Annotated in this window: 10 protein-coding genes; 2 read left to right on the top strand and 8 right to left on the bottom strand. The window is 39.3% G+C overall.

The window, feature by feature from the left end:
• Positions 1-154: 154 nt before the first annotated feature.
• The gene (locus tag U0R11_RS12550) at positions 155-1,018 is read right to left on the bottom strand and encodes a glycoside hydrolase family 16 protein (RefSeq protein WP_406752039.1); all 864 of its coding nucleotides are present in this window, start codon (positions 1,016-1,018) and stop codon (positions 155-157) included.
• A 78-nt stretch (positions 1,019-1,096) separates the two neighbouring features.
• Between U0R11_RS12550 and uvrB the strand changes: the two genes are divergently transcribed.
• Complete coding sequence (uvrB, locus tag U0R11_RS12545) at positions 1,097-3,121, top strand: excinuclease ABC subunit UvrB (RefSeq protein ID WP_406752037.1); 2,025 nt, start codon at positions 1,097-1,099, stop codon at positions 3,119-3,121.
• 70 nt (positions 3,122-3,191) lie between these two features.
• Here the strand turns inward: uvrB and pdhA are convergent, their stop codons facing one another.
• The gene (gene pdhA, locus U0R11_RS12540; RefSeq protein ID WP_406752035.1) at positions 3,192-4,202 is read right to left on the bottom strand and encodes a pyruvate dehydrogenase (acetyl-transferring) E1 component subunit alpha; all 1,011 of its coding nucleotides are present in this window, start codon (positions 4,200-4,202) and stop codon (positions 3,192-3,194) included.
• Between the two features lie 180 nt (positions 4,203-4,382).
• Between pdhA and recF the strand changes: the two genes are divergently transcribed.
• Positions 4,383-5,486: a DNA replication/repair protein RecF gene (recF, locus tag U0R11_RS12535; protein WP_406752033.1), complete on the top strand. Its 1,104-nt coding sequence runs from the start codon at positions 4,383-4,385 to the stop codon at positions 5,484-5,486.
• Here recF and U0R11_RS12530 read toward each other — a convergent pair.
• From U0R11_RS12530 to U0R11_RS12505, 6 genes are all read right to left on the bottom strand, one after another.
• Positions 5,481-6,665, bottom strand: a complete 1,185-nt coding sequence (locus U0R11_RS12530) for a glycosyltransferase (protein WP_406752031.1) — start codon at positions 6,663-6,665, stop codon at positions 5,481-5,483. The two genes, recF and U0R11_RS12530, sit on opposite strands and share 6 nt — an antisense overlap.
• Positions 6,666-6,827: 162 nt before the next feature.
• Entirely contained in the window at positions 6,828-8,546 is a 1,719-nt protein-coding gene (locus U0R11_RS12525) for a GMC oxidoreductase (protein ID WP_406752029.1), read from the bottom strand.
• A 23-nt stretch (positions 8,547-8,569) separates the two neighbouring features.
• Entirely contained in the window at positions 8,570-9,172 is a 603-nt protein-coding gene (locus tag U0R11_RS12520; protein WP_406752028.1) for a gluconate 2-dehydrogenase subunit 3 family protein, read from the bottom strand.
• A gap of 283 nt (positions 9,173-9,455) precedes the next feature.
• On the bottom strand, positions 9,456-11,123 hold the full coding sequence (locus U0R11_RS12515; protein WP_406752026.1) for a RagB/SusD family nutrient uptake outer membrane protein: 1,668 nt from the start codon (positions 11,121-11,123) through the stop codon (positions 9,456-9,458).
• Positions 11,124-11,136: 13 nt separating this feature from the next.
• On the bottom strand, positions 11,137-14,064 hold the full coding sequence (locus U0R11_RS12510; protein WP_406752196.1) for a SusC/RagA family TonB-linked outer membrane protein: 2,928 nt from the start codon (positions 14,062-14,064) through the stop codon (positions 11,137-11,139).
• Between the two features lie 283 nt (positions 14,065-14,347).
• Positions 14,348-15,367 carry a LacI family DNA-binding transcriptional regulator gene (locus U0R11_RS12505; protein ID WP_406752025.1) on the bottom strand — a complete coding sequence of 340 codons (1,020 nt, stop codon included), beginning with the start codon at positions 15,365-15,367 and terminating at the stop codon, positions 14,348-14,350.
• Positions 15,368-15,459: the final 92 nt, after the last annotated feature.

Here is a 15,459-nt window from a genome sequence, read left to right as displayed (position 1 = left end):
GACAATTAATTTCAATCAAAGCTAGTACGCTTTAAAAGAATGACAATGTCTTATTATCAGTTAGTTGATGAAAAATGTGCAATTATTTTGCCAAAAAAAACGTTCTAGCCCTAACGCTGTCAAGGTTTGGAACCTTGCCAGCGTTGGGGAAAAATCATGGTTTCAATCCATATACCCGCACATAATCTATCAACATCTTGGAAGGAAAAATCGAATCATCCACTCCTTTTTGGCCTCCCCAATTTCCACCTACGGCAATGTTTAACAACAAATGTTGCTTTTTATCAAATGGCCATTCTTCCCATCCTGCTCTAGTATTTTGAAAGGAAAAATATTCCTTCCCATCAATAAATGCTTTTATGTACTCCGGTGTCCAATCGATGCGATAAACATGGAATGCCTGATCAAAATCCGAAACCAACTGTGTTGCTGCTTTTTGTGTATTAATCACGTGATTAAATGCTTTAGTATGAACCGTGGCATGAACTACCCCCGGATCATAACCTACATGTTCCATGATATCTATCTCTCCATTATCTGGCCAATAGGTTTGACCATAATCCGATTGGCTCGCTAAAGTCCAAATGGCTGGCCAATTTCCTCGACCCGCAGGTAATTTTGCCCTAACCTCAATCCGACCGTATAAAAAGTCATTTTTGCCCTTCGTGACTAATCTAGCTGAAGTATAATTCTTTCCTTCATAGTTTTCCTTTTTAGCCTCAATAGTCAAGACTCCATTCTCTATATGAGCATTATCCAAATCTGCTTTGGTATAATATTGAAGTTCATTATTTCCCCAACCGGATCCTCCTACATCATAAGACCAAAATTTGTCATCTGGCAAGCCGGATTGATTAAACTCATCTGCCCAAATTGGATTTTCTGTAAAACTATATTCCTTGGCTGGAATTGGCTTTATATTTTGAATATTTAAAGGCTCAGGTACCGCAGAACCCTGCTTGCATGCCAAAAAGAGTAGCAATACTAGCCCCGAGATTAGAAAAAATCGTTTTTGCATCATCGACTATTTTAAATTTAAATTAAGGAGAATCAGCTCAAAATACCTAATTTGAGCCTCGATTTTATCTGCCTGCCCATGGACTTTAAATTAGTATCTTCATATCAACCCACAGGTGACCAGCCCACCGCTATAAAACAATTAGTTGAAGGAGTAAATAAAAATGAAGCCGCACAAACGCTTTTGGGTGTAACGGGTTCAGGGAAAACATTTACGATTGCCAATGTCATTCAGCAAATAAATAGGCCGACGCTTATCCTTAGCCATAATAAAACATTAGCCGCTCAATTATACGGAGAGTTTAAGTCTTTCTTTCCAGAAAATGCGGTGGAGTATTTTATCTCCTATTACGACTACTACCAACCTGAGGCTTTTATTCCCACTACAGGTACTTACATTGAAAAAGACCTTTCCATTAATCAAGAAATTGAAAAACTGCGACTAGCTACCACTTCGTCCCTTATGTCAGGAAGAAGAGATATCATTGTCATCGCTTCAGTTTCCTGTATTTATGGTATGGGGAATCCAGATGAATACCGAAATTCTATTTTGAGAATCGGTGTGGGTGAAACTATTTCTAGAAATCAGTTTCTATTTCGCTTGGTAGAAATATTATATGCCCGTACAGAAGGGGAATTTTTAAGAGGTACTTTCCGAGTAAAAGGAGATACGGTAGATATCTTTTTGGCATATGCCGACTTTGGCTATCGCTTCATCTTTTTTGGAGATGAAATCGAAGAAATCCATCGAATAGATCCTTGGACAGGGAAGAAAATATCTTCGGAAAAAATGGTCGCAGTATTTCCTGCAAACTTATTTGTTACGGGCAGAGAGACTTTAAATCAAGCGATTTCCTTCATACAAGCCGATTTAGTCGCTCAAATCAAACATTTTGAATCAGAAGGTAGACTTCTAGAGGCTGATCGCATCAAACAAAGGACAGAATTTGATCTGGAAATGATGCGTGAGCTAGGCTACTGTTCTGGTATCGAGAATTATTCTAGGTATTTTGACCAAAGAAAAGCAGGTCAAAGGCCATTCTGCTTATTAGACTTTTTCCCTGATGATTTCATGATGGTAGTAGATGAAAGCCATGCTACTATGCCGCAAATAAGAGCCATGTGGGGTGGCGACCGCTCCCGTAAAGAATCCTTGGTGGAATATGGTTTTAGATTACCTTCTGCTATGGATAATCGCCCGCTGACCTTTCAAGAATTCGAAGACATTATCGGTCAAACGATTTTTGTTTCAGCTACTCCGTCTGATTATGAATTACGTCGGTCTGAGGGGGTAGTCGTAGAACAAATTATCCGACCAACTGGTCTCTTGGATCCAATGATTGAAGTGCGGCCCACCAAAAATCAAATTGATGATTTATTGGAAGAAATCTATGATCGTGTCAAGAAAAAGGAAAGGGTACTTATCACGACCTTGACCAAAAGAATGGCCGAGGAACTTTCCAAATACCTAGACCGTGTAGGTGTAAAAGGTCGATATATTCACTCAGAAATTAAGTCTTTGGAACGTGTAGAAATACTACGAGAACTAAGACTTGGGGTATTTGATGTTTTGGTGGGAGTCAACCTACTTCGGGAAGGGCTTGACTTACCCGAAGTATCCTTGGTAGCCATCATGGATGCGGATAAAGAAGGATTCTTGCGGGATATTCGTTCCTTAATTCAAACCATTGGTAGAGCTGCTAGAAACGAAAATGGAAAGGTATTGATGTATGCCGATCGGATGACTGGTTCCATGGAAAAAGCAATTTCAGAAACCAATCGCAGAAGGGCCATTCAAATGGAGTACAATATAGCACATGGCATTACTCCTAAAACCATTTGGCGCAGTCATGATGAGATTTTGGAACAAACATCCATTGCTGATCGCCTGGCCAAGCCGAATAAAAATTACCTGATTCTACCAGAGGAAAAACTGGCTGCCGCAGATCCGCTATTGGCTTATATGTCGAAAGGCGATTTGGTCAAGCAGCGAGACAGTATCCGAAAAGAAATGGAAAAGGCAGCCAAAGAAATGGACTTCCCATTGGCCGCTAAATTTAGAGATGAACTTTTGGCCGTAGAAAAACTCATTTCAGATAAATAGTAATCAATACCTATTATTCATAAAAAATGCCCGAATCTTTTCGGGCATTTTCATTATTTCTCAATGATGGTTATTCTTCAATGAATGGATAATCTTCCTGAACATACACATCCTTGTATGCTTCCTCTTTCGAAGGGAATGGTGAATTTTCAGCAAACTCTACTGATTCTTGTACTTGAATTTTAATCTTCGCGTCAATCTCATCTAATTCAGCTTGAGTCAAGATGTTATTTTCCAAAATAGTCATTTTAACTTGCTCAATTGGGTCACGATCCTTATAGGCTTCTACTTCTTCTTTAGAACGATATTTTTGTGGATCCGACATGGAGTGCCCTCGGTAACGGTAGGTTCTAAATTCTAAGAAAGTAGGTCCTTCTCCAGCACGAGCTCTAGCTGCGGCACGAGAAACTGCCTCATGAACTGCCTCCACATCCATGGCATCAACTGGCTCCGATGGCATATCGTAAGCCTCACCAATGGTATATAAATCAGTCACATTAGAAGTTCTAGCGACCGAAGTACCCATGGCATAGCCATTGTTTTCTACGACAAAAATCACTGGTATTTTCCAGGTCATCGCAATGTTAAAGGTCTCATGCAACGATCCTTGACGAACCGCACCATCACCAAAATAACAAACAGCTAAATTTCCTGTTTTATTGTATTTCTCAGCAAATCCTAATCCAGCACCCAATGGAATCTGAGCTCCCACAATTCCATGACCACCAACAAATCCTACACGCTTGTCAAAGATGTGCATGGATCCACCTTTTCCTTTAGAGGCACCCGTAATTTTACCATACAACTCGGCCATAATCGCATTAGGTGAAGTACCTAAAGCCAAAGGGATACCGTGATCTCGGTAAGCAGTAATGTATTTATCTCCTTCTTTTAAAGCCGATTTTGAACCAGAAGAACACGCTTCCTGTCCAATATATAAGTGGCAAAAGCCTTTGATTTTTTGCATTCCATACAATTGACCGCACTTTTCCTCAAACTTACGTTGCAATTGCATCGACTCATACCAATAACGATAGGTCTCTTTCGAATACTTAGGAGCTTTTGTTTCTTTCTTTGCCATGATATTATTCAAAAATTCATTTGCTTAGTCGAACGGGGAAATACCCATTGACCGAATCAGCTACGAAATTAAAACAAAAGCATTAAGCTGCCAAAAAATGAGAGGATTTAGCCAAAATCAATCCGTAAAATCCACGATTATTCGTTATTTTTACGATTCAAGCCTCTTTTCTAAGCCCGCATGTACCTTAAATCATTACAGGTCAAACAATTTAAGTCCTATGCGGAAGCTCAATTTGATTTTATCTCAAACATCAATTGCATTGTCGGAGAAAATGGAATTGGAAAAACAAATCTCTTAGATTCCATCCATTTTCTTTCCATGACCAAAAGCGCTCGAGGCATTGGGGATCCTTTATGTATCCAACATGGGCAAGATTTTTTTATGATTCAAGGTAATTTTGTCTACCAAAAACAAGAGTCTTCCACGCTTCCGGCCAGTGAAACTCAAATTACCTGTGCTTACCAGCGTGGACAGAAAAAAAGCTTTCTACGAGATCAAAAAGCCTATCCAAGACTGGCAGATCACATTGGAAATTTCCCAGTTGTACTCATGGATCCTTACGACACGGATTTAATTCGAGAGGGGAGTGAAGAGCGTAGGCGGTTTTTTGATGGAATGATGGCTCAAATGGACCGCGCTTTTTTAGATAATTTATTGCGCTATAATCGCATCGTTCAACAAAGAAATACCTTGTTAAAGCATTTTGCAGAGCGAGGCATGGTGGATCGAATACAGCTAGATAGCTACCATGAACCCATGGTTCAATTGGGTGAAGCCATTGCTCAGGCTCGTATGGATTTTCTAAAAAAATATTTGCCCAATTTTCAAGCTCATTATGCCAAATTATCCGATGATCGAGAACAAGTCAATATCAACATGGAAAGCACCTTCCCAATAGGGGAATTGGATGTCTCTTTAAGAAAAGCAGAAGCTCAAGATTTAGCGGCCCAAAGGAGCACCTTGGGTATTCATCGAGATGATTTTAGTTTTGAAATCAATGGATTTCCATTGAAAAAATTTGGTTCACAAGGTCAGCAAAAAAGTTTTGTAGTGGCCCTAAAACTTGCCCAATTTGACACATTAGCTCAAGCCCGCCCTAGAAAACCCCTCTTATTATTGGATGATATTTTTGATAAACTAGACGATCGACGGATTCAAAAATTGGTACAAATGATGGCAGAAGATCATTTTGGGCAGGTATTCATCACAGATGCCCGTCCGGAAAGAACGAAGTCCTTATTAAAAAACCTAAAAGGAGAAATCAAGTATTTGGCCTTATAAAAACAAACCTTGGTATAAGGTATCCGCAAATGCCTTCTCGGAGTTTTCATGCTCCATTTTTTCCATTTGCTCCTTCGAATATCCAATCCCTAGATTTAGGTATTGCTCTAGTTGTTCGGCTATTTGAACAGGGGATTGAGTATCTACAACCAAACCTAAATGCATACTTTGAATCAATTTCCCTAGTAGGCCATAATGGGTCCCCAACACTACTTTTTTTGAAATACTTGCTCGAACTAGGACAGAACTCATCCCTACGTGATTTTGGTATAACATCAAGACCAAATCAGCAGCTTCAAAACATAATTGAATGTCCTTGCCTTTTATTTCTTGGAAGATGGAAATAATTTCTAGATTCGGGTATTGTTGAAATAGTTTTTCCAAATGAACTTGATAGGCTGGACTAATAGCTCCTGCTACCAGCAAACAAATTTGGCTCAGTTCCTCCGAAGTTAAATGCTGGGTCGATTGTAAAAATGCTTCAATTCCTTTTCTCGGGTCCAAGTAGCCAAAAATTAAACAGACTTTTTTGTTGGTAGGAATATGCCATTGATTCTTAAATGCGATCAGCTCCTCAGCACTTACTTCATACGCTCTCACTGGATCAGAAATGCGCATAACTTGGGTTTTTCCTAGCAAAGGACGGATATGTTTGACCGCCTTATGATCCAAACTGAAAAGTACTTTCATGGAAGAGCGAAAAGTCGACAATCGTAGTATCCATTTCTTAATGAAAGCACTTTTCCAAGAAGCTTTTCGGTAATAGAAATTGGGTCTAAAATAGATACCTCCTAATTGGAAATGGGCTTTTTTGCCTAACAACATACCCAATTGGAAATAATCAAAGTACATCAATAGGCCGTGGCTAGCTTCCCAGGCTTCACTAATGTCGACGTACAAATTCCACTCGGCCATGGAGCGTTTATAAATAGACTGCCCATGAAGTCGCTGAATGGTGGAAGAATCTAATGGATGAAAATGTATATTATTCCCTAAATCAAAGCCCCAAACTTGACGGTTATTTTTAAAACTTTGAATAAAGTTTTCGGGCACAATCAGTAATAATTCTACCTCAGGCTTTTGGCTAAACTGATGAATTAGATAGGCCAAATAATCCGTGTGATGGCCGTCATCAATGGAATCAAAAATACTTAATCGATAAGTTGGGGAGACCGCCATAAGGTATCAAAATTAACAATAAATTGGGGATTCTGCATGTATTTTTCAAGACTTAACCAATCCCATCCCAGCAGAATGACCCGTCATTCATATCCCTTGAAATAAATATTGGTGTACAAAAAAAGGGGCCTAATGAGCCCCTTTCTCATTTTAATAAAAGAATTACAAATTACGTTTCTTCAATTCACTTACAGCAAAATCAGCCGCACGTGCCGTTAAAGCCATGTAAGTTAAGGATGGATTCACGCAGGAAGCAGAAGCCATAGCCGCACCATCAGTCACAAATACGTTTTTCACGTTATGAACTTGATTGTGCTTATTTAATACTGAAGATTTAGGATCACGACCCATGCGGGCTGTACCCATTTCGTGAATACCTAAACCGATATGTGTATTCGAATTATTGTAAGCATTGACGTTTTTGAACCCTGCGGCTTCAAGCATTTCAGCGGCATCATTCATCATATCTTGGCGCATTCTAATTTCATTTTCGCCAAATTCCGCTTCAAATTCTAGTACGGGTAATCCCCACTTATCTTTATGTGATTGACTCAAAACAAAACGGTTATTTGGATTTGGTAGAATTTCTCCAAAACCTCCAAAACCAATAGACCAAGTACCTGGATGAGTTAAGCTCTCTTTGAATTCCGCTCCAAAACCATCCATGCTGGTGCCACGTCCCCAACCAGCACGACTAGCACCTCCTTGATAACCGAAACCACGAATGTAGCTACGCTTATCATTACCCCAGTTACGGAAACGAGGAATGTATAAACCGTTAGGGCGATTACCAAACATATAATCATCATTGTAGCCTTCGATCTGGGCAGAAGCACCTACGCCCAAATGGTGGTCCATGATATTACGACCTAATTGATCGCTATCATTTCCAAGTCCATTGGTAAAACGGTTTGACTTAGAGTTCATTAAGATGGAAGTAGAGCCAATAGCGCCTGCATTAACGAAAATGATTTTAGCAAAATATTCCGTGACAGCCATGGTGTTTTGATCAATCACACGAACGCCTTTTGCTTTTTGACCTGCCTCATCATAAATGATTTCTGAAACAATAGCATTATGAATCATGGTCAAACGTTTGGTACGCATTGCAGCAGGCAATGTCGCTGACAATGAGCTAAAATATCCACCATATGGACATCCACGCATACATTTATTACGGTATTGGCAAGCACCTCTACCTAATGCCGTATGATGAGCACCCGGCTGAGTTAAGTGAGCGACACGACCAATGGTTATGGGGCGCCCTAATTTCTTATTAACCTGATTTTTAAAATGCTCTTCTGGAGCAGTCATGGCCATGGCAGGTAAAAATTCTGAATCGGGTAAAACATCCAATCCTTCTCTTTGACCTGAAATACCAGCAAATTTCTCTACATAAGAATACCAAGGAGCTAAATCACCGTAACGGATTGGCCAATCTGTTCCAATACCATCTTTGGCATTGGCTTCAAAATCTTCTTTATTCCAACGGTAGGATTGACGTCCCCAAAGTAAGGATTTACCCCCTGTGTGGTAGGCACGAATCCAATCAAATCCACCTTTTTTCTCGATGTATGGATTTTGTTTATCGTTTTCAAACAAGTAACGGTGTTCCTCATTCGGTGTATAACCGGTACGCATTCCAGCCCAATATTCTTCAGCAGCCATATTGGTTGGGCGACCACGGTGAGGAAAATCCCAAGGGTCTTTCAAAGCCGTCTCATAACCTTCTACGTGTTTAATTTCACGACCACGCTCTAAAACGGCTACTTTTAAACCTTTTTCTGTTAATTCTTTGGCAGCCCAGCCACCAGATATACCGGATCCCACGACAATAGCGTCAAAGGTCTGGCTTTTTATTGCATCTATGTTAAGATTCATGTGAGTAATGATAAATGGTCAAATTAGTATTGATATGCCTTTTGGCCTGGCTTCAATTTGGTTGGTTCAAATTTGCCAGGAACGGTAACGTACTCGAAAGAAGATGTTATTCCTTTTTCAGAAGTGAAATAACCAAAAAGCGTTAACTCCTTGATTAGTCTCCAGAATGGTACTCCATTATTTCCTTCTAAGGTTTCTTTATCGACATTATCCCCTACTTTTTGTTGTTTCAAACGATAAGAACTCATCAATTCTTTGGTATTGCTTTCTAGCAATTTCAACATGGCAACTTGACCGCTTGCATTTTGACTTAAAAAACCAGCTTTATCTAAATCGCTAACTCCTTTTAAGAAGCTTCTTTGTTCTGGCAATTTGTAGCAATCATTTAACATTAATTCAATAAATGCGGGAACACCAGCATCAATAGCGCCGGGAGTAGACGTTTTGGGAATAATGTGTTCTGCTACTGCAGCCACAATTTTCCTTTGCGCATCAGACAGGCTAAATGTTTCAGCCAAGGCTGTCTTGCCACTGTGCTTCGCTTCCATAGCCATCAATGTTGGAGCTGTAATAGCTCCCCCTAACATCAAAGCTATTTGGGAGATGGCATCTCTTCTTGTAAGCATAATTTTATGGGTTAATAAGTTCTTGATAGATTCCGTTTACTCAATCAATTTGATAAGAAAACAAATTTAATCAGAATATTGATTTTTCAAGAATAAATACAAAAAAAAGGGCCTGATTAAAATCAGGCCCTTTATAAATAATTAAATCAACGAATACACTCAAGAAATTAAATCTCTATTCATTTTATCAAATAATTGAATAGGTTTAGAGGTAAATTTTGAAGAATTTCACCAACGCTGTCAAGGTTTAAAACCTTGACAGCGTTAAGCGAAAAACCAATTTTTAATATCCTGGATTCTGTTTCAAATAACCGGTTAAGTTAGATGCTCCGTCGATCGCAGTTTGAGGGATAGGGAATAAACGCATGTTTTTGTCCGTGCTACTTTTCTCCGTCCATGAATCCTCGTATTTTCCAAAACGGATTAAGTCTGTTCTACGTTGGTTCTCCCAATAGAATTCGAATCCACGCTCACGAAGTAATGTATTCAAATCAATGCTAGTTAGAGCAGGAGCAGATTTAGTACGTGCTGCACGAACAGCATTCACATCAACTAATGCACCAGTAGCATCTGACTTACGTAATTTAGCTTCAGCACGCATTAAATAAGCATCCGCTAAACGAATAATGACGATATCAGCCTCACCGAAGTTACGTCCTGAAGATGACTTCTTAGAGAACTCATATTTCTCCACACGATAACCCGTGCTATAATCACTACCAGCAGTCGTGAAATTCACCGTCTCTGTATGAACAACTAAAGGATAAGGTGCTTTTCCACGTGTATTATACAAAGGACCAACCTTAAATTTACCATCTGGACATTTCACAAATGCACCACTTTGATAAACTAATCCATATTGTTGACCTCTTAAAATACCCCGGTCAATGTTGTATGAATTACCATCCACACATTCCACTTTAGGGTCTACGTTTCTCTTGTAAAAACGAGGATCCGCATCAGCTGGATCTACATTTCCATAAGCACTTACCCATGAACGATAGAAGTCTGGCGTAATAGCTGGACCGTCTGTACCGTTAGCCGCTGGATAAGCAGGTATTGGACGCTGGTCATTGGCTAAAGAGAAATAAGCCATACGGTTATGACCATTCAATTCTGCACGCTGATCAATGGCAAAAATCAATTCTTTGTTGGTATGGTTATCATTTCCAAAAATCGCAAAATAATCAGCTGATAAGGCATATTGACCTGAACTGATAATCTTTCCAGTGTATTCGATTACTTTATCCATATCCGCAGCTGTATGATTCAACGTAGCTCCATAAGGATCACGATAAGCTGCTGCATTCAAGTGCAATTTGGCTAATAAACCCCAAACTGCCCCTTTAGTAATACGTCCTGGCCCAGTCGTTGTTTCTACAATAGGCTCAATCGCTAACAATTCTGTACGAATATAATCTACTGCTTTATCCGTTCTCAAAATGGTAGAAACATCACCTAAATCTTCTTTTTGGAAAGCAATACCGAATAAATCCAACATCAATAAGTTATAGAATGCGCGCATTCCACGTGCTTCAGCAATGTATAAATTCGCCGATGGATCTTTATTTACCTTTAAGGAATTTATGGCTGTTACTGAGCGAGAAATTCCTTGTAAAATCAGGTTCCAAGTATTTCTTACGTTCGGGTCAGTACTAGTCGTCTGGTGACGGTGTAGAGACAAATAGATACCATTATCACCCCAGTCAGTACCTCCACGATATGGAAGAATAGCCTCATCTGTAGAAATTTCAGTTAAAGCGAACAAGTTGGTATGTTGGTAAATACTAGGCAATAAAGCATATGCAGGAGCTAAAATTCCATCTGCCGCCTGCTTATCAGTTACGGTAGTGGCATTGTACTCATCTAAAATGATCTCATTCAAATTGGTACAGCTATAAAAAGCCATCATGCCAAACAGAATTATGGTTATTTTTCCTATCTTTTTCATTTTTGTTTAACGATTAAAATGTAAGATTTAAGCCGAAGATGACAGATTTAGCTTTTGGATAGCTCAAATAGTCAATTCCATAAGATAATACTCCGTTCATCGAACTATCCTTATTCACTTCGGGATCAAATCCGTCGTAATTGGTAGCAATCCACAAGTTTTGTCCAGTTACAGATAAACGTAAAGCAGACACCCACTTATTAATACCTAACTTCTGTGTATCAAATGTATATCCCAATGTCGCATTGTTCAAACGTAAGAAACCACCGTCTTTCAAGAAACGAGTAGAAACTGGAGCTGCATTACTATTGGATTCTCTTGAATCAGCAAATGCCGCAGGAGTCGTGTTGGAGTTTTTAGCGATTTTCAACTTATAGAAAGAAGAGTTCGCTGTATTGTCATAAATTTTATTTCCAGCAACTCCGTTGAATTGCAATGACAAATCAAATCCTTTGTAAGCTACGTTGCCAAAGAAATTGTATTGTGTCGTTGGCAAAGCCGTACCAGCAGCAATACGATCTTTGTCGGTAACAATACCATCACCATCTACATCACGATAAACACTCATACCCTTGTCATCAAATCCAGTAAATTCTTTTAAGAAGAATGTACCGATCGGCTGACCATTGATATAACCATTGATGGTCGCTGAAGTTAAACCAGAACCAGAGGCAGAACCTGAAGGAATTACTGTGTAAGGAGAACCTACCACTTCGTTTTTAATCAAAGTTAAGTTACCTCCCAAGCTATATTTCCAGCCAGTTTCCGTTGTACCTTTGTATTCCAAATCTAATTCCAAACCACTGTTATTGATTTTCATATCTTTCACGTTAGCCCAAACAGATGAAGCTGGTTGAACTGGATCTGAAGGAATAACTTCCAATAACATGTTGTTAGAAACCTTGTTGAAATAATCAATCGATCCAGAGAATGCTCCGTTTCCAAAAGCAAAATCCAAACCTACGTTACTTTGTGTTGAAACCTCCCATTGAATATCTGGGTTAGCTAAACGAGAATACGTAATCCCTGATGGGAAAGTTGAAGTCGCATCCAAGGGATAAGAAGTAGAACCTGAGATTGTCGAAGTAAACAATGGTTGAGTAATTTTCGAAGGAATCTCTTGGTTACCTGTTTGTCCCCAACCAGCACGAAGTTTCAAATTGCTGATATTGGTATTCTTTAAGAATGCTTCTTCAGAAATTCTCCATCCCAAAGAGAATGAAGGGAATACCCCGTATTTATTGTTGGCACCAAATTTAGATGAACCATCAGCACGAACGGTAGCCGTTGCTAAATACTTATCCTTATACTGGTAGTTAAAACGGCCAAAATACGATTGCAACTCATTAATGAATGCCGAACCACCTGGTTTGTTGGTTGCCATCGTCAATTCTTGACCTACGCCAGGATTGTAGATAGGGTCAATCGGTAAATCAGCTGGGAATTTATTAATGCTCCAGTTACGGTATTGCACTTTAATTTTTTGATATGAATGACCTACCAAAGCAGAGAAATTATGATCTCCTTTGTCATACGTATATGTCAAATAGTTTTCAATCAAACGGTTCGTATTACTAGCTAAATACGAATCTAAACGACCATCTTGTTTAGGAATATTACTTCCCAAAGATTCCACATCACGAGTTGATGTAGAATTATCCACACCAAAGTTCAAACGATAAACCAATCCTTTCACAATCTTCAATGAAGGAGAAATGCTAGCGATTGTACGGTTGATGGTTGTGATATCTTTAAACAAGGTTAATCCCAATAATGGATTAGAAGCGGTATTATAACGAGCTAAAGAACCATCAGCGGCATAAGCAGGTAGCGTTGGGTTATTGGAAATAGCCGTTCCTAATAAACCCTCCACAGATGGGCGCTCATTGTTTGTATTTGTAACGTTCAAGTTAGCATCTACGACCAAACGATCCTCCCAGAACTTCTGAGTCACATTGATACGACCTGTATAACGATCTAATTGATTGTTTTTCAAAATACCTTGTTGAGCTTGAGCTCCAAAAGAGGCATAGTAGGAAAGTTTATTAGCTCCACCACCTAAACTCAAATTATAGTTTTGAGTTAAAGCCTGACGAGTAATTTCTTTTTGCCAATCCGTATTTCCACCAAAATCTTCCAAATTACCTCCATTAGCCACTACTTGCTTACGGAATTCAGATGCAGATAATACAGGTAATGCGCGAGCAATACTAGAAACAGCTAAACTAGAGCTGAAACTCAAGGTAGAAACGCCTGCCTTACCTTTTTTAGTCGTAATTAACACGACACCATTGGCACCACGAGCACCATAAATAGCTGTAGCGGAAGCATCTTTTAATACGTCGATTGTTTCAATATCTTGAGGATTCAAGAAGTTCAATGGATTACCACCACCTGTACTTGAATTATCTAATGCTAAACCATCAATGACAAATAAAGGAGTACTACCTGTACGAATACCTCCAGGTCCACGGATGGTGATTCCTTGATTACCACCTGGCTCTCCAGTAGCTGATGTTACGTTCACACCGGCTACCTTACCTTGCAATAATTGCTCTGGTGAGTTGATAATACCTTTGTTGAAGGCCGCACTTTGTACCGACTTAACGGAACCTGTGACATCACGTTTGTTTTGAGTACCATAACCCACCACAACCACTTGTGCTAAGTCTGCTGAATTTGCCACCATGGCAATTTCTACTGATGATTTAGAACCTACTGTAACTTCTTGAGAAGCATAGCCTAAATAGCGAACCACTAAGACTGAATTGTCATTTGGTACAGAAATAGTGAATGCACCATTAACATCGGTACTTACACCTTTCGTTGTTCCCTTAAGCATTACGTTTCCGCCGATGAGTGCCTCTTTTGTCGTGGCATCAATCAATCGACCTTTAATTTGTTTACCCGCTTGTGCGTTCACATCGAATGCCCCAAGCATGAATATGCTAGCCACGAAAAATAGTACTATACGAGTACTTGCATTTCGTAACAACGCACACCATAATGGATCGTGTAATTGTTTTTTCATGAATTGATTTTTTGAAATGGTAATTTTTGGGTTTAAAAATTTTTGAAATTTACCTATTAATAATTGTAATATCTTCACAATATTTTACGCAAACGTTTGCAATTGAGGCCATCTGGCTATTACAATCCCGTAAAAGTAGAACGTACGCCTTAATACTCAAGAAATCCGATATTAAGGTATTGTTAATTCCTCACTAAGAACGAAGGGAGGATTCCCTGATGATTAACTTAGGTTCCAATGAAATAGTAATAGGATCCAATTTTTGATCTTTTTTGGACAAAAACAATTTGGCCGCTTCTTCTCCGATTCTTCTGCTTTGTCGAGAAACTGAACTTAACGGGGGATGTCCAAAGGAGGCTAAGGGGATATCATCGAACCCTACAATAGCAACTTCTTGTGGTACTGATATTCCCATTTCCCTCAAAACAAACATGGCGGCAATACAAACCTCGTCATTTACTCCAAAAATAGCATCGGGCTTATGTTCCAAATTCATTAAGTTTCTAGTGGCTTGAATAGCACTTTCCGCTGAAAAATGCACATACTGAATCAAATCCTCTTCTACCTTTCGACCATTTGCTTCTAGGCAATCCTGAAAACCCAGAAAGCGCTGCTGAGAAACACTAATACCAGAGGGTCCATGCAAATGAGCAATTCGCTGGCATCCCATGTCCACTAAATGTTGCGTGGCCATGAATGCTCCTTGATAATCATCCGTCACCACTCGATCGGAAGCAACGCCGTGATTAGGGCGGTCAATAAATATAACTGGTAAAGCACGCTGGATGACCCGATCAATATGCTCGCCTAATTGTTGGTCATAACTTTCCTGAGCCATGGAAATAAATAAACCATCAACCCTATTAGCCAACAAACGATCTATGTATTCCTTTTCAATGGTATGGGATTCATTGCTCACACAGATATTCAGCAAATACCCCGATTTCAAGAGAATTTCCTCCATTCCTTCCAAAATAGACGACTCATGATAATGCGTGATGGAGGGCAAAATAAGCCCCAATGTCATGGAACAATTATTTAATAAACTGAGGGAAAGCGTGTTTTTTTGATAACCGACCTTCAAGGCATATTCCTGAATGGTTTTGCGGGTTTCAATATTAATAGCAGGATGGTCATTTAATGCCCGCGAGATAGTAGATGGCGCGCATTTAAACTTCTTGGCTATATCCTTTATAGAAACGGAGTTATTCAATATATCAGTATATTGGTATTATGTCAAATATATAATTTTTTTACGTGAAAAATCGTTTTCAAGCCTAAAGGCTGTCAAGGTTTGAAACCTTG

This window comes from Aquirufa salirivi (assembly GCF_045310485.1).
In the GTDB taxonomy this organism is placed as follows: domain Bacteria; phylum Bacteroidota; class Bacteroidia; order Cytophagales; family Spirosomataceae; genus Aquirufa; species Aquirufa salirivi.
Note: the sequence above shows the minus strand (reverse complement) of the source record. Positions and strands in the feature narration are given on the sequence as shown.

Excerpts from the sequence above, each read along its gene's own strand:
- U0R11_RS12550 (WP_406752039.1), bottom strand. The coding sequence starts at position 1,018 with ATGCAAAAACGATTTTTTCTAATCTCGGGGCTAGTATTGCTACTCTTT.
- uvrB (WP_406752037.1), top strand. The coding sequence starts at position 1,097 with ATGGACTTTAAATTAGTATCTTCATATCAACCCACAGGTGACCAGCCC.
- pdhA (WP_406752035.1), bottom strand. The coding sequence starts at position 4,202 with ATGGCAAAGAAAGAAACAAAAGCTCCTAAGTATTCGAAAGAGACCTAT.
- recF (WP_406752033.1), top strand. The coding sequence starts at position 4,383 with ATGTACCTTAAATCATTACAGGTCAAACAATTTAAGTCCTATGCGGAA.
- U0R11_RS12530 (WP_406752031.1), bottom strand. The coding sequence starts at position 6,665 with ATGGCGGTCTCCCCAACTTATCGATTAAGTATTTTTGATTCCATTGAT.
- U0R11_RS12525 (WP_406752029.1), bottom strand. The coding sequence starts at position 8,546 with ATGAATCTTAACATAGATGCAATAAAAAGCCAGACCTTTGACGCTATT.
- U0R11_RS12520 (WP_406752028.1), bottom strand. The coding sequence starts at position 9,172 with ATGCTTACAAGAAGAGATGCCATCTCCCAAATAGCTTTGATGTTAGGG.
- U0R11_RS12515 (WP_406752026.1), bottom strand. The coding sequence starts at position 11,123 with ATGAAAAAGATAGGAAAAATAACCATAATTCTGTTTGGCATGATGGCT.
- U0R11_RS12510 (WP_406752196.1), bottom strand. The coding sequence starts at position 14,064 with ATGCTTGGGGCATTCGATGTGAACGCACAAGCGGGTAAACAAATTAAA.